This window comes from Mesorhizobium sp. CA7 (assembly GCF_020165015.1).
GTDB lineage: Bacteria > Pseudomonadota > Alphaproteobacteria > Rhizobiales > Rhizobiaceae > Mesorhizobium.
The window spans coordinates 357,461-381,303 of the sequence record NZ_JAIUHH010000001.1; the positions used below are offsets into that span (position 1 = coordinate 357,461).

Consider the following 23,843-nt stretch of genomic DNA (forward strand, 5'->3'; position numbering starts at 1 on the left):
CCTTACTCCGCATTCGGCGGCACGACGCCCTTGCGGAAGGCAAAGCAGCCATAGAAGCGGCGCTCGCCGGTCTGGATCACGCAATAGGCTTTCTTGGAACGCTCGTAGAAGGCGTAGCGCTCGATCGAGATCATCGGCCAGGGCTTGCCCTCGGCCGCGTCGATCTCCTTCTGCACCTCCCTCTGCACCGGCGGGATTTCGTTTGGTTTGCCGACGATCTCCATGCGCGCTGCCGCATCGTCGACGAAAGTATCCAGCGGATAGAGCGACAGCACCGCCTTCACCACCTCCGCCGCCGTCGCGTCGATACGCAACAGCTTGCCGAGCACCGTCTGCCTGGCCACGGAATCGGACGGGAAATTGGTGTCGGCGATGATCAGGTCGTCGCCATGGCCCATCGCCCGCAGCGCCTGGAGCACATCGGCATTGAGCAGCGGGTTGATCCCTTTGAGCATGGTTTCCTCTTGAAGGGTTGTGTGCGGTTAGAGACGCTTGCCGGTTGCGGCGTCGAAGAGGTGGACCTGGTCGAGACGCGGCTTGAGCTTGAGCGTGTCACCGGGCTTGAAGTCGTGTCGCTCGCGGAATAGCGCCACCATCTCGCCCTCGCCGAACCGTACGAACACCAGCGTCTCCGAGCCTGTCGGTTCGACCACCGAAATCGTGGATGCTACGCCGTCGGGATGGATTTCCAGGTGCTCGGGGCGCACGCCATAAATGACGGCCTGGCCGTCCGCCGCGGCGATATTGGTCGGCATCGGAAACGCCGAGCCTGCAATGTCGACCACGGGCTTCCCGCCCTTTTTAACGGTGCCCTTGAGCAGGTTCATCGCCGGCGAGCCGATGAAGCCGGCGACGAACAGATTGGCCGGCCGGTCGAACAGCTCCAGCGGCGCGCCGACCTGCTCGATGCGGCCGTCGCGCATCACCACGATCTTGTCGGCCATGGTCATGGCCTCGATCTGGTCGTGGGTGACGTAGATGGTTGTGGTCTTCAGCCGCTGGTGCAGCTCCTTGATCTCGGTGCGCATCTGCACGCGCAGCTTGGCGTCGAGGTTGGAAAGCGGCTCGTCGAACAGGAACACCTGCGGGTTGCGCACGATGGCGCGGCCCATGGCGACGCGCTGGCGCTGGCCGCCCGAAAGCTGGCGCGGATAGCGCTTGAGATAAGGCGCAAGGTCGAGGATGTCGGCGGCGCGCTTGACCCGTTCGGCGACGACGGCCGGATCGGTGCCGCGCAGCTTCAGCGCAAAGGCCATGTTCTGCTCCACCGTCTTGTGCGGATAGAGCGCATAGTTCTGAAACACCATAGCGATGTCGCGCTTCGCCGGCGGCAGGTTGTTGACGACGCGGTCGCCGATCGAGATCGTGCCGCCGGAAACGGTCTCCAGCCCGGCCACCATCCTGAGCAGCGTGGACTTGCCGCACCCCGACGGACCGACCAGCACGACGAACTGTCCGTCGGCGATGTCGACACTGACCTCATGCAGGACCTTGACGGTTCCGAACGCCTTGGCCACACTGCTGATCGCGACTTGAGCCATCGTCTCCCCTTATCGTTTGCGGTGAAGCTAGCCATTGCGAACGGCAACGGCAAGTCGGTATCTTATAGATAAAAAGCCAATCTTGTTGACAAGGTAATCGATTACGCGAATAGTGGCGAGTGCCAATCCGAGAGCAGGCCTGTTATCCTGAAATCGGAGATCCGGCGACGCAGGGTGGGGTCCCACGTCCGGTATGATCGAGGAGAACCGAGAGGCGTTTCGACGTCTGAGAGATTGGCACTTCAATTCAAGCATTGTTGTTCTGGGAGGAACCTGTAGATGAGAGTCGATCTGTACGAAAAACTGATGCGCGCCGGCGCCAGCCGCCGCGATGTGCTGAAGGGTGCGGCCAGCATGGCCGCAATCGCCGCCGCCTCCGGCGCCGGGCTCGGAGCACTGACGAAGCCCGCGGCCGCCGACGACAGTCTGCGCGCGAAAATCCTGCAGATCCCGGGCGTCGGCAAAGGCCAGCCGACGGATGCCGACTTCCAGAAGGTCGGCGAGCTCTGCCTCGAAGCGACCAAGGCCAATGTCAAGGAAGGCGAGTTTGCCGGTGTCGAGCTCACCTTCATGGGCCTCAACAACCAGAACCTCCACAACGTGCTGTTCCGCGGCTTCCTGAAGCCGTGGGAGGCCTATACGGGCGCCAAGATCAGCTGGATCGACCTTGCTCAGGCCGACTACAACGCCCGTCTGCAGCAGTCTATCGCAACCAAGACCGTCGATTTCGACATCATCGAGATGGGCGCGCCTTTCGAAGGCGATGTCTGCGGCAAGGGCCTTACCTCCGAGATGCCCGATTGGGTCAAGAAGCAGATCGATTTCGACGACCTCGTCAACTACCTGAAGCCGCCGGTCGGCACCTGGGACGGCAAGCAGTATCGCGTGACGATCGACGGCGACGCGCACAATTTCAACTACCGCACCGACGTGTTCGCGGATGCCGATCTCGCCAAAGCCTGGAAGGAAAGCGGCGCCACGACCGAATGGGGCGTGCCGAAGACCTGGCAGGAAGTGCAGGCCGTCACCAAGTTCCTCAAGGGCAAGCAGTTCAAGGGCCAGGACATCTATGGCTATCTGGACGCGCCCAAGCCCTGGGGCGGCTTCGGCTTCTATTTCCTCGGCAGCCGCGCCACAGCTTACGCCAAGCACCCCGATGACAAGGCCTGGCTGTTCGACGCCGACACGATGAAGCCACGCATCAACAACCCGGCCTGGGTGCGCGCCATCCAGGACGTGATCGACGCCCTGCCGTCCGAACCCGCCGACCAGATCAATGCCGATCCGAACACCACTGCCTTCCAGCAGTTCCTGGCCGGCACCGGCTCGATGATCCCCTGGTGGGGCGACGTCGGCTCGAATGTGAAGACCAACGACTCGTCGGTCATCGGCGATGTCACCGGCTTCTCGATCCTGCCCGGCTCCGACGACGTCTACAATTCCAAGACCGGCAAGTGGGAAAAGCTCGCCAGCGGGCCGAACTATGCGCCGAACTGCGCCTATCTCGGCTGGGGCGTCTATGTCATGGCCCGCGTCGATTCCGACGAGAAGAAGAAGAAGGCCGCGTGGTCGGCCGCCGCCCATCTCGGCGGCAAGGACCTGTCGATCTGGACGGCGATGTATCCGTCGGGCTTCCAGCCCTACCGCAACTCCCATTTCAACGTTCCCGAATGGGTGGCCGCCGGCTATGACGAGGCCTTCATCACCTCCTACCTGAAATCGGAAGGCGATTCCTACAACCATCCGAACGCTGCGATCGAGCCGCGCATCCCCGGCATCTTCCAGTACTACTCCGCCGCCGAGGACATCCTGGCCAACACCTTTGCCGGCAAGATGAAGGCGCAGGAAGGCGCCGACGCCATCGCCGCGGCCTGGGAAAAGCTGACCGACCAGATCGGCCGCGAGAACCAGATCAAGCTCTACAAAGCCTCGCTCGGCATGTAGGCTGGCTTATGAGACGTCGCGGCCCGGTGGCACATCGTCACCGGGCCGCATTTTTACCGGCTCGGCCGGTTTGATACGTTTACAATTCCTGGAAAAGTGTGAGCGGTTTTCCGTCCGGAATTGCGTAAAAACAAAGAGATGGAGCGGTTCGCCATTTCCGTGAAACGGTGACCGCTCTAGAAGGCGAGAGGCGTGGCTGAGCAGACTTCGACCGTGAATGCGTGGCCGGCACATCCGGCCGACCTGATCCCGGCAGGCCGCAAGCGCCTCGGCTGGGGCCTGCTGGCCATTGCAACCCTTGGCCTGCTGGCGATCATCGTCGTGCAGATCCTCTACAAGACCGAGATGTCCACGGTCGGTTTCGACACATGGCGCCCTGTGGTCTACGCCTACATCTTGTGGGGCGCAGCGCTTGGCGCCTGGCAGGTGCTGACGCGCGGCGAGGACGGGCAGCGCGCGCTGTTCCTTTTGCCGGCCCTGCTCTTCACCATCGCCATGGTGATCTTCCCGACGCTGTTCGGCTTCTACATCGCGCTGACCGACTGGAATCTCAGCTCCTTCAGCGGACGCAGGTTTAACGGCCTCGACAATTTCTGGCAGATGCTGGCCGACCCCTATTACCGCAACGCGCTGTTGAACATGGTGCTCTATGTGCTTGCGGTGCTGGTCGAATATATCATCGCCTTCGGCCTGGCGCTGCTGCTCAATGCGCAGATTCGGGCCCGCAAATTCTTCCGCGTCGTCTTCCTGCTGCCGCTGATGCTGTCGCCGGTCGCGGTATCCTGGATGGTCGGCAAGTCGCTGATGGAGTACCGGTTCGGCCCTGCGGCGACGCTGGCGCGTCATCTTGGCTGGGACAATCCCGCCTTCTTCTCCGATCCGATCACTGCCCGCATCTCGATCATGATGCTCGACGCCTGGACCTTCATCCCGTTCATGATGATCATGCTGCTGGCCGGCCTGCAGGCGATGTCGCGCGAGGTGCTGGAAGCCGCCCGCGTCGATGGCGCGACCGCATGGCAGACATTCTGGCAGGTGACCTTTCCGCTGATGCTGCCGGTATCGGTGACAGCCGTGATCCTGCGCATCATCTTCAAGCTGAAGCTTGCCGACATCATCATCACCCTGACCTCCGGCGGCCCTGGCGGCGCCACCGATTCCGTGTCGAGCTTTATCTATCGCGAATACCGCGACCGCTCAAATGTCGGCTACGGCACCATGCTGGCCATGGCCTATCTGGTCATCATCGTCGTGTTCGTGACCTGGCTGCTGAAATTTGCCAGTCGCTTCGTGCGCAACGTCAACTGAGCGGCATCATGAGCGTCCAGACCACCGACTACACCGTTTCCGAAATCCGCTCGCCGGCGGCCTTCATCGCCAGCCGCGTCTTCATCTATGGCGCGCTTATCTTCTGGGCTTTCGTCTGCCTGTTCCCGATCTATTGGACGATCACCACCTCGTTCAAATCGGCGGTCGACGTCACCCAAGGCCATCTCATTCCCTTCGTCGACTTCACGCCTGACTGGAAGGGCTGGCGCTCGCTCGGCCTGTCGCCGGACTCGATCTCCCAGACCTCGACCGTGCGCGACGAATTCCTCAAACGCTTCATGAACTCGGTCATCACCTCGGTCGGCGCATCGAGCCTCGCCATCATCATCGGCAGCCTCGCCGCCTATGGCCTTGTCCGCTACCGGTACAAGTTCGCCTGGTTCAAGAACGAGGACATCTCCTTCTTCTTCCTGTCGCAGTTGATCCTGCCGCCGGTCGTTCTGGCGCTCCCCTTCCTGGTGCTCTACCGCGAAGTGGCCCTCCTTGATACGCGCATCGGGCTCGTGCTCCTCTACACGCTGATGGTGCTGCCGATCGTCATCTGGATCATGCGCGACCAGTTCAACTCGATACCCGTTGAATTGGAGGAGGCAGCCCTTGTCGACGGGCTGTCGATCTGGGGCGCCTTTTTCCGCATCGTCATGCCGATCGCGTTGCCCGGCATGGTCGCCGCCTTCATCCTGGCGATGGTGCTGTGCTGGAACGAGTATTTCTTCGCCGCCCTTCTGACATCGACCGATGCCAAGACCATCCCAGTTATGGTGGCGAGCCAGACCGGCTCGCAAGGCATCAACTGGTGGTCGATGGCGGCCTTGGCCACCGCCGCAATCACGCCGCTGGCCATCATCGGCATCGCGCTCGAGCGCTATCTGATCATGGGCATGACGGCCGGCTCGGTGAAGTAGGATGACTTCTCCTTCCCCCCTTGTGGGGGAAGGTGGCCGCGAAGCGGCCGGATGAGGGGTGTTCCAGGGAAAGCCGACATCTTACTCCGCTGGAACACCCCTCATCCGTCTCGGCGCTGCGCGCCGATCCACCTTCTCCCACAAGGGGAGAAGGAAGAATCATGCCTATCGCACCAGAATCGACCGCAAATGGTCGAGGATCATCGCGACCCCGATCTTGCCGAGACCCGCCGAGGCTTCCGCGGCACTTTTCGTGTACCAGCCGGTGTTGTCGGCCAAATGCTTCTCGTCCACCGCCTCCGGGCATAGCGCCAGCATCAGCGAGGTTTCGCCGATGCCGGCATGGTCGAACGGATATTTGCCGTTCATCGCGGCCGGCATCAGCGGATGCACCTGGACCCAGTTGAAGACATTCTCGCCCTGCGCATGGCCGGCATAGTAATCGGCCATCGCGTTCGAGCCCCACCAGCCCTCGCCGCGCTCCTTTTCGAGGAAGCGGAAGATTGCCTGCCGGCCGGCGGTCTTGAAGGCGAGATCGGTCGGCATGCCGGCCGCGAAATTCTCGGTCTGGTGATGAATGATGGCGTGAATGTTGCGGAAGCCGACGCGCAGCAGCCCATAGAACAATTCCTCCGCGAAAGGCGAAAGCGCCGGGCCGCCGACCTGCACCGAGCCGCTGCCTTCCGGCGCCGCCACCGCATAGCTTGCCGCGCCGTAATAGAAGGGCGGCAGGATGACGATGTCCCTTTCCTTCTCGATCAGCTCCACCGTCTTGATGACGGCCAGCGTGTCCATGCCGACCGCCATGTGCTCGCCGTGATATTCGAGCACGCCGAGCGGCAGCACCACCGGCCAGTTCTCCTCGATCGCCTTGCGGATCTGGTGCGGCAGCATCAGTTCGTAGCGCATCTCCTTACTCCATGTTGGTGTGCCTGGCGCGCATCGCTTCCGGCGTCGCATTGGTCAGCGCCTGGAGCTTCAGCACCATGATTTCGAACAGAAGAAACAGCGCGCCTTCGAACAGCGAGCCCATCGGCAGCACCGAGCTTCTTGCCTCGCCCTGGTCGCTGGCCATCGTCTGCGCCGGGATGACGAGCGTGAAGTCGGCGAGCTTGGCGGCGCTGCTTGCCGGTTCTGCCGTCAAGAGCAGCACCTTCGCGCCGGCCTCGCGGGCAACCCGCATCAAGGTCAGCACCGTGGTGGTCTCGCCGGGACCTGAGCTCGCCAGGAACACATCCCCTTGCCCCAACGGCGGCGTGGTCATGTCGCCGACAACCGAGACCGGCAGGCCGAGATGGTAGAGCCGCATGGCGAAGCCCTTGACCTGCAGCGCCTCGCGGCCGCAGCCATAGACAGCGATCCTGCCGGCGCCGGCAAGCATTTCGCAGGCGGCGTCGATGCGAGCTTCGTCCGTGCGCGCCAGCACCGCGCCAAGCTCGTCCAGCGCGGTCGCGAACATCCCTGATGCGGCTTTGGTCATGACGGCTCACCTTGCCTGCCGGGGCGTCGCTTGCCTCTACGGAATTGCGGCTCGCGACCACGAAAGGCTTGTTTTTGTTCATGCTACCATTGCGAAAATCGCTGTCCAACGAGCCTCGGCACTTTTGCTGGGCCACGAGCGTGATAGTGTCATGTCAGACAAATCACTCCGGGACATCGTCAGACATGAAGACACGGCACTTCGACCGCATCGGCAATGGCGGCATCACCTTCACCGAGCTCGGCTTCGGCACCGCGCCGCTCGGCAATCTCTATCGCGCCATCTCCGACGAGGACGCCAATGCCACGTTAGAGGCGGCATGGGCGACCGGCTGCCGCTACTTTGATACGGCACCTCTTTACGGCCTCGGCCTGTCGGAAACCCGCCTCAACCCGTTTCTGCGCGGCAGGAAGCGCGACGACTATGTGCTGTCGAGCAAGGTCGGGCGCATCATGCGCGTCGCCCCGCCGGACCAGCGTACCGGCATCGGCAAGTTCTTCGAGACGCCGTCGCGCCGGGAAGTCTACGACTACTCCTATGACGGCGTCATGCGCTCCTTCGAGGCCTCGCTGGAGCGCCTCGGGGTCGACCGTATCGACATCCTCTTCGTCCACGACGTCGACATCTTTACCCACGGCAGTAAGGAAGCCTCCGATGCCCGCATCGAGGAGTTCATGTCATCCGGCTATTACGGGCTGCTTTCGCTGCGCGACCAGGGCGTCATCAAGGCCTTCGGCGGCGGCATCAACGAGTGGCAGGTGGCACAGACCCTCGCCGAACGCGGCGATTTCGACCTGTTCCTGCTCGCCGGCCGCTACACGCTGCTCGAGCAGGAGGCGCTTGCCACCTTCCTGCCGCTTTGCCAGAAGCGCGGCATCGGCATCGTGCTGGGCGGCCCCTACAATTCCGGCGTGCTGGCGACCGGCCCGAAGCCCGGAGCCTTCTACAATTACAGCGAGGCGCCGAAGGAGATCCTGGATCGCGTGGCGCGCATCGAAGCCGTCTGCAAGCGCCACAACGTGCGCCTGATCGAGGCGGCGCTTCAGTTCCCGCTGCAGCATCCTTCGGTGGTGTCGGTGATCCCTGGCGGCCAGCGGCCGTCCGAAGTCGAAAGCAACCGCGCGCTGCTCGACACCAAGATACCGGCGGCGCTGTGGGCGGATTTGAAACAGGAAGATCTGATGCGCGCCGACGCGCCAACGGCCTGAATGGCCTGCAAACAGCCATAAAAAAGAAAAGCCGGGCTTGCCCGGCTTTTCTGTTCTTAAAAGAAAAGGTCTTAGTTGACCGCGTCCTTAAGGCCCTTGCCGGCCGAGAACTTCGGCACGGTACGCGCCGGAATCTTCACTTCCGCGCCGGTCTGCGGGTTGCGGCCGGTCGAAGCAGCGCGTTTTGACACGGTGAAATTTCCGAAGCCGACAAGCCGGACATCGCCGCCCTTCTTCAGTTCGCCAGTGATCACGGAGAACACCGCATCGACAGCGGACTGCGCATCAGCCTTCGAAATGCTTGCGGAGTCGGCGACGGCGGACACCAGTTCGTTCTTGTTCATAAAAATTCCCTTCCATGAGAAAACCGGAACTACGACTCATCCGGCAGGAGACGGACTTTAGAAAGAAGCGCTCCGGAACCCAAGCCGAAAACCGCGGAATTCCGGGCTTTTTTCCACTTTTTCGTGGCTTTTCACACGAAAAAAGCCGGGCTTGAAAGCCCGGCTCTCTCTTTGTGCGCTGCAATATTAGCGGATACTAATGAGCAAGGGACTTTCCAGCATCGTCGCCGCTGTCGACCGGAGCCGGCGCATTGACCGGTTCGACCCACTCGATCGGCTCCGGCATCCTGACCAGCGCGTGCGCGAGCACCTCGCCGACCCGCGAGACCGGCACGATCTCCATGCCGTTCTTCACATTGTCCGGAATCTCCGCCAGATCCTTGACGTTTTCTTCCGGGATCAGCACCTTCTTGATGCCGCCGCGCAGCGCCGCGAGCAGCTTCTCCTTCAGGCCGCCAATCGGCAGAATACGGCCGCGCAGCGTGATCTCGCCGGTCATCGCCACATCGGCGCGGACCGGAATACCCGTCAGCACCGACACGATGGCCGTGGCCATGGCCGCACCGGCGGACGGGCCGTCCTTCGGCGTGGCACCCTCCGGCAAATGCACGTGGATGTCGCGCTTGTCGAACAGCGGCGGCTCGACGCCGAAATCGATGGCGCGCGAGCGGACGTAGGACGCCGCCGCCGAGATCGATTCCTTCATCACGTCGCGCAGATTGCCGGTCACCGTCATGCGGCCCTTGCCGGGCATCATGACGCCTTCGACCGTCAGCAGCTCGCCGCCGACTTCCGTCCAGGCAAGACCCGTGACCACGCCGACCTGATCGTCGGCCTCGATCTGGCCGAAGCGGAAGCGCGGCACGCCGAGATAATCGGCGAGGTTGTCCGCCGTGATCTTCACCGTCTTCTTCTTGGTCCGCAGGATCTCGGTCACCGCCTTACGGCCGAGCTTCATCAGCTCGCGCTCCAGGCTGCGCACGCCGGCTTCCCGCGTGTAGGTCTGGATGATGCCGCGGATCGCGTCCTCGCCGACCGAGAATTCGTTCGGCTGCAGGGCATGGTCGCGGATCACCTTGGGCATCAGGTGACGCTTGGCGATCTCGATCTTCTCGTCCTCGGTGTAACCGGCGATACGGATGATCTCCATGCGGTCCATCAGAGGCGCAGGGATGTTCAGCGTGTTCGCGGTCGTCACGAACATCACGCTCGACAGGTCGTATTCGACCTCGAGGTAATGGTCCATGAACGTCGAGTTCTGTTCCGGATCGAGCACTTCGAGCAGGGCCGAGGACGGATCGCCGCGGAAGTCCTGGCCCATTTTGTCGATCTCGTCGAGCAGGAAGAGCGGGTTGGACTTCTTGGCCTTCTTCATCGACTGGATGACCTTTCCGGGCATCGAGCCGATATAGGTCCGCCTGTGGCCACGGATCTCGGCCTCGTCGCGCACGCCGCCGAGCGCCATGCGGATGAACTCGCGGCCGGTGGCCTTGGCGATCGACTTGCCAAGCGAGGTCTTGCCGACGCCGGGCGGGCCGACGAGGCACAGGATCGGCCCCTTCAGCTTCTTCTGGCGGCTCTGCACAGCGAGATACTCGACGATGCGTTCCTTGACCTTGTCGAGGCCGAAGTGATCGGCATCGAGCACGTCCTGCGCAAAGCCGAGGTCCTGCTTGACCTTGGAGTTCTTGCCCCACGGGATCGACAAGAGCCAATCGAGATAGTTGCGCACGACCGTCGATTCAGCCGACATCGGCGACATCGAGCGCAGCTTCTTCAACTCGGCCTCCGCCTTTTCGCGGGCCTCCTTGGAGAGCTTGGTCTTCTTGATGCGCGCCTCGATCTCGGCGGCCTCGTCGCGGCCATCCTCGCCCTCGCCGAGCTCCTTCTGGATCGCCTTCATCTGCTCGTTGAGGTAGTACTCGCGCTGCGTCTTCTCCATCTGGCGCTTGACGCGCGAACGGATGCGCTTTTCCACCTGGAGCACGGAGATTTCGGCTTCCATGAAGCCCATCGCCTTCTCCAGACGCTCCTTGACGGAAAGCGTTGCAAGCATCTCCTGCTTCTCGGGGATCTTGATGGCGAGATGCGATGCAACCGTATCGGCGAGCTTGGAATAGTCGTCGATCTGGCTGGCGGCACCCACCACTTCGGGCGAGATCTTCTTGTTCAGCTTGACGTAATTCTCGAAGTCGGTGACGACCGAGCGGGCAAGCGCCTCGATTTCGACCTCTTCCTCTTCCGGCTCGGCGAGCGCCGTGGCGCGGGCCTCATGGAAATCGGCACGGTCGGTGAACGAGACGATCTTGGCGCGCGAGGCGCCCTCGACCAGCACCTTCACGGTGCCGTCGGGAAGCTTCAAAAGCTGCAGCACATTGGCGAGCGTGCCGATGTCGAAAATCGCACCGGGCTCAGGATCGTCGTCGGCTGCATTCATCTGGGTGGCAAGCAGGATCTGTTTTTCCTGACCCATCACCTCTTCCAGCGCCTTGATCGACTTTTCACGGCCCACGAAGAGCGGAACGATCATATGCGGGAACACGACGATATCGCGCAGTGGGAGGACTGCGAAAACGCCGTCGCCGGAAGCCTTGGATATCTTGGCCATTGTCCAACCTTTCATGTCGCGGCCGCTTATTTTAGCCAACCGCGAATCTCATATTAACGACCGAGCGTCGTTCCGCCTACCACCGTTTGTGACGGGAATTTTACAGCACAGAATTCGGCGCCTCGGCCTTCTGCTGTTAGGTGGATGTAACCGAGGCAAAGATCAAGGGTTAACACGGTCGTTCGAGCCCTTCCACTGCTCGCCTCCCCGCCCTTGACAGCAAAACGGCGCCACGCGGGCGCCGTTCCATGAAAATTGTCGGGCGCAGTGCCATTTCAGGCGCTGACATTGCCCTTCTTTTCCTTCTGCTCGGAGTAGATGTAGAGCGGCCGGGCGTTGCCGGACACCACCTCTTCCGAAATCACCACCTCGCGCACGCCTTCCAGCGCCGGCAGCTCGAACATGGTGTCGAGCAGGATCGCTTCCATGATGGAGCGCAGGCCGCGCGCGCCTGTCTTGCGCTCGATCGCGCGCTTGGCGATCGCCGACAGCGCGTTCTCGTGGAACGTCAGGTCGACATTCTCCATCTCGAACAGCCGCTGATATTGCTTGACCAGCGCGTTCTTCGGTTCGGTCAGGATCTGGATCAGCGCCGGCTCGTCGAGGTCTTCCAGCGTCGCTAGGACCGGCAGACGGCCCACGAATTCCGGGATCAGGCCGAATTTCAGGAGATCCTCCGGCTCGACCTGGCGGAACAGGTCGCCGGTGCGCCGATCCTCGGGCGAAGCCACGGTGGCGCCGAAGCCGATCGAGGTCTTGCGGCCGCGATCCGAGATGATCTTGTCCAGCCCCGCGAACGCGCCGCCGCAGATGAACAGGATGTTGGCGGTGTCGACCTGCAGGAATTCCTGCTGCGGATGCTTGCGGCCGCCCTGCGGCGGCACGGAGGCGACCGTGCCCTCCATGATCTTCAGGAGCGCCTGCTGCACGCCCTCGCCCGACACGTCGCGGGTGATCGAGGGATTATCCGACTTGCGCGAGATCTTGTCGATTTCGTCGATATAGACGATGCCGCGCTGCGCCCGCTCGACATTGTAGTCGGCCGACTGCAACAGCTTCAGGATGATGTTCTCGACGTCCTCGCCGACATAGCCGGCCTCGGTCAGCGTCGTGGCGTCGGCCATGGTGAACGGCACGTCGATGATGCGGGCGAGCGTCTGCGCGAGAAGCGTCTTGCCGCAGCCGGTCGGGCCGATCAGAAGGATATTGGACTTGGCCAGCTCGACGTCGTTGTTCTTGCCGGCATGCGCCAGGCGCTTGTAGTGGTTGTGAACCGCCACCGAAAGCACGCGCTTGGCATAGGGTTGGCCGATGACGTAGTCGTCGAGGACCTTGAGGATTTCCTGCGGTGTCGGCACGCCTTCGCGCGACTTCACCATCGAGGTCTTGTTCTCCTCGCGGATGATGTCCATGCACAGCTCGACGCATTCGTCGCAGATGAAAACCGTCGGCCCGGCGATCAGCTTGCGGACCTCGTGCTGGCTCTTGCCGCAAAACGAGCAGTAGAGGGTGTTCTTTGAATCACCGCCGCCGTTGCTGACCTTGCTCATTTTTCTGTCCTTTCACCGACGCCCGCCGACCGTCTGGCTTTGAGTGACGTCTTCACCAATCTATCGCGGGAATCCGCCACCGCCAGTGTCCCGGCTCACACAGCGCATTCCGTACGAAACACAAATCAGAAAACGCGGCAATGATTCGCAGCAACCCCACGCAAAGCTAAGCCGTCGAAAATCAACATAGCCTTAACGTAGGCAATCCCAACGCCTGAGGGAACAGCCAAATGTGGCCGAAATGCCGCAAGACGCGCCAAAACCGCGTTATGCTCCCATTTGCCGTCGAGGTCAGGCTGAAGCGGTGGCTGTCTCGACCGCCTCGCGGCTGGAAATGACCTTGTCGATCAGGCCGAAGTCCCTGGCCTCGTCCGCGGTCATGAAATGGTCGCGGTCGAGCGTCTTCTCGATCTCGTCATAGCTTTTGCCGGTATGCTTGACATAGACCTCGTTCAAGCGGCGCTTCAGCTTGATGATGTCCTGCGCATGACGTTCGATGTCCGAGGCTTGGCCCTGGAAGCCGCCGGACGGCTGATGGACCATGATCCGGGCGTTCGGCGTGGCAAAACGCATGTCCTTGTGGCCGGCGGTCAGAAGCAGCGAACCCATCGAGGCGGCCTGGCCGATGCAGAGCGTCGACACCGCCGGCTTGATGAACTGCATCGTGTCGTAGATCGCCATGCCCGAGGTGACGACGCCGCCCGGCGAATTGATATAGAGGTTGATTTCCTTCTTGGGGTTCTCCGCCTCGAGGAACAAAAGCTGTGCACAAACCAGCGTCGCCATCCCGTCCTCGACCGGACCGGTGATGAAGATGATGCGTTCCTTCAAGAGGCGCGAGAAAATGTCATAGGCACGCTCGCCGCGGTTGGTCTGCTCGACCACCATCGGAACGAGGTTCATGTAGGTTTCAACGGGGTTCTTCATGGATTACCCTTGTAGGAGATGGATTCCGGCACCTTGATATATCAGCAATCGCGCGGAATCGTTCTGGATTGGTTACGACCTAAATAGGATGCCGGCTCACCCTAGCGCAAGGCCGCCTCTCCTAGCCATCTGGTTAAGCCGAATCAAGCGCGGTAAGCCCGCGGAGCACGGGCGCGCTCTGGCCTAATGAGACGGGCCCAGTCTCGGCCGGCCCCGTAAGCCGCTCGCAAGGTAGCAATTCCTTAACCGCGATGCTTAACGAAAAGCCTTGAAATCGCTGTCCGCCCCCGGAGCTCACGTTACGGTCCTGCGTTGTGAAGGCGTTCTTTTCAAACGGGGAATGTCATGATCCGCAAAAGCTCCGCATCGCTGGCGGCAGTCGCGATGCTTGCCAGCGTCTGTGAAACCGCCGCAGGCGGGCGCGCGCTCGAATGCTACGAGCCGATCCACAGGCCGGCACTTTACGATACCCTCTACGAGGACGTGATGCTGAACCCCGGCGGACAGGTGGTCGACTACGACGCGCCGATTTACGGCACCTATCAAGGCGTGGAGCAGATCGCGCCGCCGCGCGTCACCTACGAGACCGCGCCGGCGGTCACACGCACGGTCTACCACACGGTCAAGGTCGACGATGGCGGCTATGGTTGGGAATGGCGCGTCATCCATGGCCGCAAGGTGCTGTGCAAGGTATGGCGCAAGGCCCGCTATGCGCGCGTCGCCGAGACGGTCGTGGTCCAGCCGGAGCGCGTCCGGCGCGTCGTTCAGCCGGCGGAATATGAAGCGGTTGCCCACGAAGTGCTGGTGCGGCCGCAACAAGTCCGCATCCGGGAAATCCCGCCGTCTTACGGGGCGGTAGCGCGTAGGGTGGTGGTGCGGGAAGGTTCGACCAGTTGGCGGCGCGTGCACATTCCGCGGCATTGCCAGGATTAGACGGCATTTCGCCAGAGGATTGCACCGACCGGACGGCGGTGTCGCACGCGCCGGCCGGAGCTGTCGCCGGCTCAGGCGAGGTCGATGTCGAGGATCGCCATCGAGAAATTGTAGTCGCCGTCGTCCTCGTCCTTGAAGACGATGCCGAGGAATTCGTCGCCGACATAGACTTCGGCCGAGTCTTCCTTGCGCGGACGCGCCTTCACCTGCAGCTTGGGATTCTGGAAGACGCGCTTGAAATAGGCGTCCAGCTTTCTGATTTCGTCAGGCTTCAAAAGACTTCTCCGAAATGTCGGCTTAATTCATGGGAACGCGCTTCTGACACGCCGACGATGGCGATGTAAAGGCAAGCCGACAGGATAACACGTGACAACCGGCACTTGAAAACCGTGGCCGGATTCCGGTCACAAGGCGGACTGACAGTCTCAGATGTCGAAGCTGACCACGTGGTCCATGCTCTGCGACGGCAGGAGCTGGTCCATCTGTCGCGAGGGCTGATCGCAGCCGGTCTCTCCCACGACCCGCGCCGGCACGCCGGCGACCGTCTTGTTGTGCGGCACGGGCGACAGCACCACCGAACCGGCGGCAATTTTCGAGCAATGACCGACCTCGATATTGCCGAGAATCTTGGCGCCAGCGCCGATCAGCACGCCGCGGCGGATCTTCGGATGACGGTCGCCATTGGCCTTGCCGGTGCCACCCAGCGTCACGCCGTGCAGGATCGACACGTCATCCTCGATGACCGCCGTCTCGCCGACGACCAGCCCGGTGGCGTGATCGATAAAGATACCCTTGCCGATGCGAGCGGCCGGGTTGATATCGGTCTGGAACACCGATGACGACCTGCTCTGCAGGTAGAGCGCAAAGTCCCGGCGGCCATGATTCCACAGCCAGTGCGCCAGACGATGCGTCTGGATGGCGTGAAAACCTTTGAAGTAGAGCACCGGCATGATGAAACGGTCACAGGCCGGGTCGCGATCGTAATATGCCTGGATGTCGACGCGCACCGTCGTGCTCCAGTCAGGATCGTCGTCCAGCATCGCCTTGAAGGTCTGGCGGATGAGATCGGAGCCGATATCCTGGTGGTCGAGGCGCTCGGCAAGCCGGTGGATCACCGCTTCTTCCAGGCTCTCCTGGTTGAGGATCGTCGAATAGAGGAAGGCCGCCAGCAATGGATCGCGGTTCACCGCCTCCATCGCCTCGTCGCGGATCGACCGCCAGATCGGATCGACCGGCTGCACCCTGCTGGGGCGGGCAATCGTAATGCTGTTCATCGACGCTCTCCGGCCTTCCTCATTCTCCGGCGGCACATATAGGCCACATCATAGCACGGTTGAACTCAATTTTCCTTAGTGCTTTGTCAAATGGACCTGGTTCACGCAAATTCAAGCGGCGATGGAAAACGAACCTTTGATCGGGAGCGCATTCGAAATCGCCTCGATCGTCGTCTTCCCAACGTTAGGAAACGGGCACAGTCCGGCGTCAGACCTTACTGCGGCAATGCCGTTCCGGCCTGTTCCGCCACCATGTAGGCGGCGTACCAGTCGGGCCAGTTCTTGTCGTACTGTCCGCCAGCGCGTTTCTCATGTTCGCCGTGTGCCGCCGCGGCCCGCCGCAGCGCGGCCGCAAGTTCCGGGGATGAAGTGAACGTCGTATCACCCGCATCGACGCGCCCGGGCAAGCGCTGGGTGATCTCCTGCAGCAGCCAGCCATTGCCGTCCGGATCGCTGAATGTGACGAACGAGGAATAGCTGCGCCCCTCCGGATGCCGGCCTTTGATCGGCGGCTGGCCGGGGCCGTCGCGGTGAAAGACGTCGCTTGCCTCGACACCACGCGCCTCGAGTTCAGCCCGGGCCGCTTCAATATCGGACACGATCAGATAAAGCACTTTCGCCGAACCAGGCGCGGCCGATGTGAGACCCGTGCCGAAATGGATCGAACATGGCGAACCCGGCGGCGTGAACTGCACGACCCGGAACGCGTCGCCGACCACGAAGTCGGCATCGAGCCTCCAGCCCAAGCCGGCATAGAAGCCCTTGGCTCGATCGACATCGGCAACCGGGATGACGACCGCCTCCAATTTCATGTCGATCGTGCCAGGTTTCGTCCCGCCGGTCATGTCACGCTCCTTGGGTTCGATCTCGGCAGCTTCCCTCCGTCGCGCATTTTGGTCAATCGGATACATATGCTCTTGAAGCTGGCGGCGACTTGCGTTGTCCTGCCAGCCTTAGCCGCCCGGAAAAATTCGTCATGGAAAAAGAGACGCTGATCGATGTTGCGCTGAAAGCCGAGCTTTGCGCCCTCTATCAGGCCGGGGACCGGCACTATCACAACCTCGCCCATATCGAGGCCATGCTGGCGCTGGCTGAAGAATACCGAGACCTGCTCGACGACCCGGGCGCCGTCGAAGCGGCGATCTGGTTTCATGACGCGATCTATGACAGCCGCGCCAAGGACAATGAGGCAAAAAGCGCAGACCTGGCCGAGAAAAAGCTTGCCGGGCGCGTCGATCCTCCTCGCCTCGCCCGCATAGCGGCGATGATCAACGCCACCGCCACCCATCAATTGCCGCCTTTGCGCGACGAGGGCGCGCTCAACGATGCGGCCCTTTTGCTCGACATGGATCTGGCGATCCTCGGCGCCGAACCGGCGGTGTTCAATGCTTATGAGAAGGCGGTCCGGCTGGAATATGGCTGGGTGGAGGAGCCGATGTGGCACGCGGGCCGGGCGGCCGTTCTGAAGAGTTTCCTCGCCCGTCCGCACATTTTCTATACGACCGAGTTCAGGGATCGGTTCGAGGCGCAGGCCAGGGAAAATCTCAGCCATTCGTTGCACGCCCTGCAAGACCAACCCTGATAGGCCCATACTCACGCAGGGCTTTGCCTCTATGCCCAAATTCAAGGCCCTGCGATCGCTATCGAACGTGAACCGCTCTGGGATGGCCGCCACCATGGAAAACAGCTTCCACCAACCCGTCGACGCAGCGCAGGTGCCGCGCTTTGCCGGGCTTTCCACTTTCATGCGGCTGCCAGCCGTGCCGGGCGCGAAGGGGCTCGATATCGCCCTTGTCGGAATTCCCTGGGACGGCGGCACGACCAACCGGGCCGGCGCCCGCCACGGTCCGCGCGAAATCAGGAACCAGTCGAGCCTGATGCGCCGGGTCCACCATGTCTCGGGAACCGAACCGTTCAGCATCGCCAATATTGCCGATGTCGGCGACGTCTCGGTCAACCCGATCAACCTGCTCGACGGGTTGAAGCGCATCGAGGACAGCATTGCCGCGATCGTGGCGGACGGTGCCCTGCCGCTTGCTGCGGGCGGCGATCATTTGACGACGCTGCCGGTGCTGCGCGCGGTGGCCCGCAAGCGGCCGGTCGGCATGATCCACTTCGATGCGCATTCCGACACCAACGACCGCTATTTCGGCGACAATCCCTACACCCACGGAACGCCTTTTCGTCGCGCGATCGAGGAAGGGCTGCTCGACCCGAAGCGGATTGTCCAGATCGGGATCAGAGGCTCGATCTATGAACCGGGCGAACACGATTGGGCGACCGCTCGGGGCGTGCGCATCATCTATATGGAAGAATTCGTCCGGCGCGGCGTCGCTTCCGTCATGCAGGAGGCGCGCGATCTCGTCGGCGACAGCGCGACCTATGTGACGTTCGACATCGATTGCATCGACCCGTCCATGGCACCCGGCACCGGCACGCCGGAGATCGGCGGTTTCACGACACGCGAGGCGCAGGAGTTGGTTCGATTTTTGGACGGATTGAATTTCGTCGGCGCCGATGTCGTCGAGGTCGCGCCTCCGTTCGACGTCGGCGGCATGACGGCGCTGGCCGGCGCGACAATGATGTTCGAGCTGCTGTGCGTCATGGCGAGGTCTCTCGCCGACAGGAGGGCGCAGGGCTAGCGCGACGAGCAGATCGACCATTTGTCAGCCCAGCAGCGCCGCGCTCAGAGCGGGTTTTCGGCGTAGAACTCGAGCACGCGCTGCTTGAAGCTCTTGTCGCCGACGGCGAGCATGTGGTCGCGGCCCTCAATATGAAAGGCCCTGGCATTCGGCATCAGCGCCGCAAGCTCGTCCGGCGAACCGCCGATGTCGTCCTTCGTGCCGACAGCGATCAATGTCGGCTGGGCGATGCGGGCCATGTCATCCTCGCTCAGCAACTCGCGCGACTTTGCGATGCAAGCCGCAAGCGCGCGACGATCGCTGCGCGTCTGATCCGCGAAAGCGCGGAACGAGCGCCCGCGCGGATGCGTGGTCTGGGAAGGATCCTCCGCCAGCAGGGCGGTAGCGATTGGGTCCCAGTCGCCGACGCCGTCGACCATGCCGATGCCGAGGCCGCCGAACACCAGCGTCGCCACCTTCTGCGGATCGGAGAGCGCCAGGAAAGCCGAAACGCGCGCGCCCATCGAATAACCCATGACATGCGCGCGCTCGATGCCGAGATTATCAAGCAGCGCGGCCGCATCGGACGCCATCTTGGCCGGCGTGTAATCGGCCTCGTCATAGCTCTTCGACGACGAGCCATGGCCGCGATGGTCGAAGGCGATCGCCCGGTAGCCGGCGTCATTCAGCGTCTTGAACCAGCCCGGCGAGACCCAGTTGACGTAGTGGCTCGAGGCAAAGCCATGGATCATCAGCACCGGGTCGCCCTGCCCCGAGGCCGGTTGGCGATCGAGATAGGCAAGTTCGAAACCGTCATGGGAAAAGAACTGCATCGGCAGATTTGCTTTTTCAGTTGGCGCCAGTACCGATAGCCGGGTGGCGCAACAGATCGCCTTCCTTGATGCCGTCCCTGGCGGCTGTGCCGGCCTTGAGCTCAAGCACGAAGCGCACGGGTTGTCCCGGCGAGATGATCGCTTCGGATTCAGGCTCGCCGCGCTTGATGGCTTTGATCCTGCCATCCTCACCGATGAAGATTAGGTCGAGCGCCATCGGCGTGTTCTTCATCCAGAAGTCCACCTCGTCCGTTCTTTCGAAGACGAACAGCATGCCGTGATCGTCGGCCATAGTCTGGCGAAACATCAGTCCCGCCTCGCGTTCGGCGGAGGTATCGGCGATCTCGATGGAGAAGGAACGCTCGCCCGAACCGGTCGACACCACAAGCGGCGTCCGGTCGATCGGCAGCAGCATCGCATCCGCCGAACTTGGCTTCGCAGCGATGAAACAGGCGGCGAAAACGATCGCGGCGCAGAATATGCCCGCAGTCAGCCAATTGCGATGAACCATGCGTACCTCGTCCAGACGCTCGTCCTAAACCATGATCCGGACAAGTGGAACCGGTTTTCGGACAAGATGGTCGCGCCGCGGCAAAGGGACTTTTCGAGTTGCGTCGAGAAGCCCTCAGTGCGAGACCGACAAGGTACCCATATCAGGGTGGATTTCGGCGGCCATAAGGCCTTTGTCGCCGCGTCCGAAGCGAACGAGCACGACTTGCCCGGGCCGGAGCTCGGTTATGCCGTAGCGCCGCAGCGTCTCCATGTGGACGAAGATGTCTTCCGTCCCCTCGCCCCGCGTCAGGAAGCCGAAACCCTTGGTACGGTTGAACCACTTGACCAAGGCTCGCTCAAGGCCGCTCTCCGGGTTGACGGTGACGTGGGTGCGCTGTTCCTGCTCTGCCGGGTGGACGGCCGTCGAAGCATCCATGGAAAGGACGCGGAAAGCTTGCAAGCCGCGCTCGCCCTGTTTGACCAAGCAGACGACCCGCGCGCCCTCGAGCGCCGTCTGGAAACCGTCCCTTCGAAGACATGTCACATGGAGGAGAATATCACCCGAGACGCCGTCGTCCGGAAGAATGAAGCCGTAGCCCTTGGCCACGTCGAACCATTTGATAGCGCCGGCGATTTCGACAAGCTCGGCGGAGTCGCCGCCATTGTCCCGTTGCAAGGCGTCGTCAAGGCTTCCGTCCCGCCTCGTGAAAGAGGCTTTTTCCCCCATAAGAATGCCCCCTTTTTTCCAACTGAACTGCAACTGATTCTTGCCAAGAGATTAACACTGCGGCTTCCGGGGTGTGCAAGGGCTGACGTGCCTTTTTTCACCGTTCAGCACCGGAAAGGCTGAAATGTCCTTTGCCGGCGCTTCCGGAAGCCGAAATCGCAGGGCCTGAAGTCGACCGTGCCGCCGCTATTGTCGGACGATTGCCCTTTCCCAGGACGGCTCCTATGGTGCGTTCCAACCCCAACACTTTGAGGAAGCCGCCATGCGCTATCTGCACACAATGGTCCGCGTCGCCGACATCGACCAGTCGCTCGATTTCTACTGCAACAAGCTCGGCCTCAAGGAGGTGCGCCGCTACGAGAACGAGCAGGGCCGCTACACGTTGATCTTCCTCGCCGCGCCGGAAGACGAGCAAAGCGGCATCCATGAGAAGGCGCCGCTGATCGAATTGACCTACAATTGGGACCCGGAGGACTATAAGGGCGGCCGCAATTTCGGCCACCTCGCCTATGAGGTCGACGACATCTACGCAACCTGCCAGAAGCTGATGGACAATGGCGTGACCATCAATCGTCCGCCGCGCGACGGCAACATGGCTTTTGTCCGCTCGCCGGACGGCATCTCGATCGAGCTGCTGCAGAAAGGCCCGGCCAAGGCGAAGGCCGAACCATGGGCCTCGATGCCGAACACGGGGGCCTGGTAAATCCACCCCGATTTGACCGGGGGCGGCTGGCGTTTCGCCGGGCATTGCCTATCTATTCGCAATTGGCGCCAGCCTCATCCAGGCTGCGTTTCTTCATCCGCCAGGAGAATTTCATGCTGACCAGCCGCGCCGATGTCGCCACCGAACATGCCAGCCGCTACCTGCAGCAGCTCTGCAAGCACTGGTCGCATAAATTCCCGGTCGAGTTCGACCCGCAGCACGGCGCTATCCAGCTCTCGATCGGCCGCACCGTGATGGATGCCGACGATCGTGCCCTGCACATCGCTGTGGCCGCCGACGACGAAGCGTCGCTGGAGCGGCTGGAGAGCGTGGTCGCGGACCATATCAAGCGCTTCGCCTTCCGCGAGGAATTGAGCTTCGACTGGCAAAAGGCCGCCTGAGCCGGAGCAATTCCCGGAAAAGTGCCTCGGACAGTCAGCCGCCGGCCTTGCCGGCCATGTCGAGCAGGGCCAGCACGCTGCGCCAGTTGCGCGCCGTGCCCGGCACCTTCAAGGTACGCGGGATGAGGTTGGCGAACACCGATTTGCCGAGCCCGTCCGGCGCATGAAGATAAAGCACGTCGCCCTTGATCTCGAAGCGCTCGGGGCCGGAGCATTTGTCGGCGAGCCGCTTCGTCTCCTCGGCGGTCGGCTCCCGTTCCAGCGCATAAGCGTGCAGCTTGGTCGGCTCGCCGGCCACCTCGGGATAGGGATTGTCCTTCACCAGCCGCTCGAACCAGCCGGCATCACGCACCATGATGCGCGAATGAAAACCCCACTTCTTCTCGAAGGCAGCCTCGATCTCCTTGGTCAGCGCCGCCGCGTCCCCCTTCTTCGCCCGGAACACGACATTGCCGCTCTGCACATAAGTCGCGACATCGCTGAAGCCGAGACTTTCGAAGAAGGCTTTGAGCTCCGCCATTTTGACGATGCGGTTGCCGCCGACATTGATGCCGGAAAATAGCGCAACGAAAACCGGGCCCTTCATATGATGAACCCCGCCAGCGTCTCGTTGTCGGTGATATCCTGATATTGCACGCCTTCGGCGTCGAAATTGGCTTTCAGCAGGTCGAAATTGCGCCGGTCCTTGGTCTCGATGCCGATCAGCACCGAGCCGAAATTGCGCGCCGATTTTTTCAGATACTCGAAGCGGGCGATGTCATCGTCGGGACCGAGCATTTCGAGGAAATCACGCAGCGCGCCCGGCCGTTGCGGGAAGCGGATGATGAAATACTTCTTCAGCCCCTCGAAGCGCAGCGCCCTCTCCTTCACGTCCGGCAGCCGCTCGAAGTCGAAATTGCCGCCGGAGACGACCGCGACGATGGTCTTGCCCCTGATCTCCTTGCGCGAAAAATCCTTGAGCGCGTCGATCGCCAGCGCGCCGGCCGGCTCCAGCACGACGCCCTCGACATTGAGCATCTCGATCATGGTGGCGCAGAGCCGGTTCTCCGGAACCAGCCGCACGGCATCGGCGGTGAAGTCCTTGAGATGGCGCAACGGCTCGCGTCCGATCTCGGCCACCGCGGCACCGTCGACAAAATTGTCGACCTTGGCGAGCTTGACCCGCTTGCCGCCGGCAAGGCTCTCGCGCAGGCTCGGCGCGCCCGCCGGCTCGCAGAACACGAAACGCGGATCGCGATGCTGGTCGGCGAAATAGTGGGTCACACCGGCGGCGAGGCCGCCGCCGCCCACCGGCAGCATGACGATGTCGGGCACGCGCTCGCCCGGCATCTGGGCCGCGATCTCGTAGGCAACCGTCGCCTGGCCCTCGATAATGTCCTTGTGGTCGAAGGGCGGCACCATATGCGCGCCGGCGGTTTCGGTGAATTCGAAGGCGGCGCGGTAGCAATCGTCGAAGAAGTCGCCGACCAGCCTGATCTCGACGAAATCGCCGCCGAACAGCCGCGTCTTGTCGATCTTCTGCTGCGGTGTCGTCACCGGCATGAACACGACGCCCTTCTTGCCGAAATGGCGGCAGACGAAGGCAAAGCCCTGGGCGTGATTGCCTGCCGAGGCGCAGACGAACAGCTCGGCATTGTTGCCGGCGGCGAGCGCCTTGCGGAAGAAGTTGAACGCGCCCCTGATCTTGTAGGAGCGCACCGGCGTCAGATCCTCACGCTTCAAAAGGATGCGCGCGCCTGTCTTCTTGGACAGGTAATCGTTCTCCTGCAGCGGCGTCTCCGGAAGGATTTCGCGGATCGCCTCGGCGGCAGCGGCGACGCGAGAAGAGAAGCTGTTCAATAGAAGTCCCTCATTTGGTCTCGGCGGTACGCCAGGACAGCCATATCCCGCGCCTGCAATCTTCCTGCCGCCGTTTTGGCTTTCGCGCAACAGTGCGATGGCCGTCGCCCGACGCTGAGCCAATTTCCGCTGGACACGACTTACTTTAGCCGCACTTCGGCTGTCCGGGAGATTTCCGCGGAGG

At 62.2% G+C, this 23,843-nt stretch carries 25 protein-coding genes; 9 read left to right on the top strand and 16 right to left on the bottom strand.

What is annotated here, in order from left to right; all coding sequences use genetic code 11:
• Positions 1-2: 2 nt before the first annotated feature.
• A complete protein-coding gene (locus tag LB552_RS01720) occupies positions 3-455 on the bottom strand; it encodes an RbsD/FucU family protein (RefSeq protein ID WP_224601469.1) in 453 nt (150 codons plus the stop codon).
• Between the two features lie 27 nt (positions 456-482).
• Positions 483-1,541, bottom strand: a complete 1,059-nt coding sequence (locus tag LB552_RS01725) for an ABC transporter ATP-binding protein (RefSeq protein WP_140840238.1) — start codon at positions 1,539-1,541, stop codon at positions 483-485.
• Between the two features lie 279 nt (positions 1,542-1,820).
• On the opposite strand from LB552_RS01725, the gene LB552_RS01730 reads away from it, so the two are divergent.
• The 3 genes from LB552_RS01730 to LB552_RS01740 all read left to right on the top strand — a co-directional run bounded on the left by LB552_RS01730 (position 1,821) and on the right by LB552_RS01740 (position 5,719).
• The gene (locus LB552_RS01730; RefSeq protein ID WP_095765158.1) at positions 1,821-3,485 is read left to right on the top strand and encodes an ABC transporter substrate-binding protein; all 1,665 of its coding nucleotides are present in this window, start codon (positions 1,821-1,823) and stop codon (positions 3,483-3,485) included.
• A 192-nt stretch (positions 3,486-3,677) separates the two neighbouring features.
• Positions 3,678-4,793, top strand: a complete 1,116-nt coding sequence (locus LB552_RS01735) for a carbohydrate ABC transporter permease (RefSeq protein ID WP_224525522.1) — start codon at positions 3,678-3,680, stop codon at positions 4,791-4,793.
• An 8-nt stretch (positions 4,794-4,801) separates the two neighbouring features.
• Positions 4,802-5,719 (top strand): carbohydrate ABC transporter permease, encoded by a 918-nt coding sequence (locus LB552_RS01740; protein ID WP_224601471.1) that lies wholly within the window; start codon positions 4,802-4,804, stop codon positions 5,717-5,719.
• 165 nt (positions 5,720-5,884) lie between these two features.
• Here the strand turns inward: LB552_RS01740 and LB552_RS01745 are convergent, their stop codons facing one another.
• Together LB552_RS01745 and hxlB are read right to left on the bottom strand one after the other, a co-directional pair.
• Positions 5,885-6,628 carry a creatininase family protein gene (locus LB552_RS01745; protein ID WP_224601473.1) on the bottom strand — a complete coding sequence of 248 codons (744 nt, stop codon included), beginning with the start codon at positions 6,626-6,628 and terminating at the stop codon, positions 5,885-5,887.
• A 4-nt stretch (positions 6,629-6,632) separates the two neighbouring features.
• A complete protein-coding gene (gene hxlB / locus LB552_RS01750; RefSeq protein ID WP_224601475.1) occupies positions 6,633-7,199 on the bottom strand; it encodes a 6-phospho-3-hexuloisomerase in 567 nt (188 codons plus the stop codon).
• 185 nt (positions 7,200-7,384) lie between these two features.
• On the opposite strand from hxlB, the gene LB552_RS01755 reads away from it, so the two are divergent.
• Entirely contained in the window at positions 7,385-8,407 is a 1,023-nt protein-coding gene (locus LB552_RS01755) for an aldo/keto reductase (RefSeq protein ID WP_224601477.1), read from the top strand.
• Between the two features lie 71 nt (positions 8,408-8,478).
• Here the strand turns inward: LB552_RS01755 and hupB are convergent, their stop codons facing one another.
• The 4 genes from hupB to LB552_RS01775 all read right to left on the bottom strand — a co-directional run bounded on the left by hupB (position 8,479) and on the right by LB552_RS01775 (position 13,836).
• Entirely contained in the window at positions 8,479-8,751 is a 273-nt protein-coding gene (gene hupB / locus LB552_RS01760; RefSeq protein WP_027166452.1) for a DNA-binding protein HupB, read from the bottom strand.
• Between the two features lie 196 nt (positions 8,752-8,947).
• Positions 8,948-11,359: an endopeptidase La gene (gene lon, locus LB552_RS01765; protein ID WP_224601479.1), complete on the bottom strand. Its 2,412-nt coding sequence runs from the start codon at positions 11,357-11,359 to the stop codon at positions 8,948-8,950.
• Between the two features lie 275 nt (positions 11,360-11,634).
• The gene (clpX, locus tag LB552_RS01770) at positions 11,635-12,909 is read right to left on the bottom strand and encodes an ATP-dependent Clp protease ATP-binding subunit ClpX (protein ID WP_040981372.1); all 1,275 of its coding nucleotides are present in this window, start codon (positions 12,907-12,909) and stop codon (positions 11,635-11,637) included.
• A 291-nt stretch (positions 12,910-13,200) separates the two neighbouring features.
• Positions 13,201-13,836 carry an ATP-dependent Clp protease proteolytic subunit gene (locus LB552_RS01775; protein WP_095765152.1) on the bottom strand — a complete coding sequence of 212 codons (636 nt, stop codon included), beginning with the start codon at positions 13,834-13,836 and terminating at the stop codon, positions 13,201-13,203.
• Positions 13,837-14,181: 345 nt separating this feature from the next.
• On the opposite strand from LB552_RS01775, the gene LB552_RS01780 reads away from it, so the two are divergent.
• Positions 14,182-14,769 carry a hypothetical protein gene (locus LB552_RS01780; protein WP_224601481.1) on the top strand — a complete coding sequence of 196 codons (588 nt, stop codon included), beginning with the start codon at positions 14,182-14,184 and terminating at the stop codon, positions 14,767-14,769.
• 71 nt (positions 14,770-14,840) lie between these two features.
• On the opposite strand, the gene LB552_RS01785 is transcribed toward LB552_RS01780, so the two are convergent.
• The 3 genes from LB552_RS01785 to LB552_RS01795 all read right to left on the bottom strand — a co-directional run bounded on the left by LB552_RS01785 (position 14,841) and on the right by LB552_RS01795 (position 16,888).
• Positions 14,841-15,044, bottom strand: coding sequence for a DUF3126 family protein (locus LB552_RS01785; protein ID WP_027166457.1), 204 nt, complete (start codon positions 15,042-15,044; stop codon positions 14,841-14,843).
• Between the two features lie 150 nt (positions 15,045-15,194).
• Positions 15,195-16,043 (bottom strand): serine O-acetyltransferase, encoded by an 849-nt coding sequence (cysE, locus tag LB552_RS01790; RefSeq protein WP_095765150.1) that lies wholly within the window; start codon positions 16,041-16,043, stop codon positions 15,195-15,197.
• A 215-nt stretch (positions 16,044-16,258) separates the two neighbouring features.
• Positions 16,259-16,888 (bottom strand): VOC family protein, encoded by a 630-nt coding sequence (locus tag LB552_RS01795; protein WP_224601484.1) that lies wholly within the window; start codon positions 16,886-16,888, stop codon positions 16,259-16,261.
• A 131-nt stretch (positions 16,889-17,019) separates the two neighbouring features.
• Here LB552_RS01795 and LB552_RS01800 point away from each other — a divergent pair, with 131 nt between their 5' ends.
• Positions 17,020-17,625, top strand: a complete 606-nt coding sequence (locus LB552_RS01800) for a hypothetical protein (RefSeq protein WP_224601486.1) — start codon at positions 17,020-17,022, stop codon at positions 17,623-17,625.
• A 94-nt stretch (positions 17,626-17,719) separates the two neighbouring features.
• Positions 17,720-18,685, top strand: coding sequence for an agmatinase (gene speB, locus LB552_RS01805; RefSeq protein WP_224601487.1), 966 nt, complete (start codon positions 17,720-17,722; stop codon positions 18,683-18,685).
• A 44-nt stretch (positions 18,686-18,729) separates the two neighbouring features.
• On the opposite strand, the gene LB552_RS01810 is transcribed toward speB, so the two are convergent.
• From LB552_RS01810 to LB552_RS01820, 3 genes are all read right to left on the bottom strand, one after another.
• Positions 18,730-19,497 (bottom strand): alpha/beta fold hydrolase, encoded by a 768-nt coding sequence (locus LB552_RS01810; RefSeq protein ID WP_224601489.1) that lies wholly within the window; start codon positions 19,495-19,497, stop codon positions 18,730-18,732.
• A gap of 16 nt (positions 19,498-19,513) precedes the next feature.
• Positions 19,514-20,008 carry a DUF192 domain-containing protein gene (locus LB552_RS01815; protein WP_224525491.1) on the bottom strand — a complete coding sequence of 165 codons (495 nt, stop codon included), beginning with the start codon at positions 20,006-20,008 and terminating at the stop codon, positions 19,514-19,516.
• A gap of 114 nt (positions 20,009-20,122) precedes the next feature.
• The gene (locus LB552_RS01820; RefSeq protein ID WP_095765583.1) at positions 20,123-20,716 is read right to left on the bottom strand and encodes a cold-shock protein; all 594 of its coding nucleotides are present in this window, start codon (positions 20,714-20,716) and stop codon (positions 20,123-20,125) included.
• A gap of 262 nt (positions 20,717-20,978) precedes the next feature.
• Here LB552_RS01820 and gloA point away from each other — a divergent pair, with 262 nt between their 5' ends.
• Together gloA and LB552_RS01830 are read left to right on the top strand one after the other, a co-directional pair.
• On the top strand, positions 20,979-21,419 hold the full coding sequence (gene gloA, locus LB552_RS01825; protein ID WP_224543788.1) for a lactoylglutathione lyase: 441 nt from the start codon (positions 20,979-20,981) through the stop codon (positions 21,417-21,419).
• A gap of 113 nt (positions 21,420-21,532) precedes the next feature.
• Positions 21,533-21,820: a DUF2218 domain-containing protein gene (locus LB552_RS01830; protein ID WP_224525489.1), complete on the top strand. Its 288-nt coding sequence runs from the start codon at positions 21,533-21,535 to the stop codon at positions 21,818-21,820.
• Positions 21,821-21,854: 34 nt separating this feature from the next.
• Here the strand turns inward: LB552_RS01830 and LB552_RS01835 are convergent, their stop codons facing one another.
• Entirely contained in the window at positions 21,855-22,406 is a 552-nt protein-coding gene (locus LB552_RS01835) for a DUF1697 domain-containing protein (RefSeq protein WP_224543786.1), read from the bottom strand.
• The gene (ilvA, locus tag LB552_RS01840) at positions 22,403-23,659 is read right to left on the bottom strand and encodes a threonine ammonia-lyase IlvA (protein WP_224601491.1); all 1,257 of its coding nucleotides are present in this window, start codon (positions 23,657-23,659) and stop codon (positions 22,403-22,405) included. Before ilvA ends, LB552_RS01835 begins: the two co-directional genes overlap by 4 nt.
• Positions 23,660-23,843: the final 184 nt, after the last annotated feature.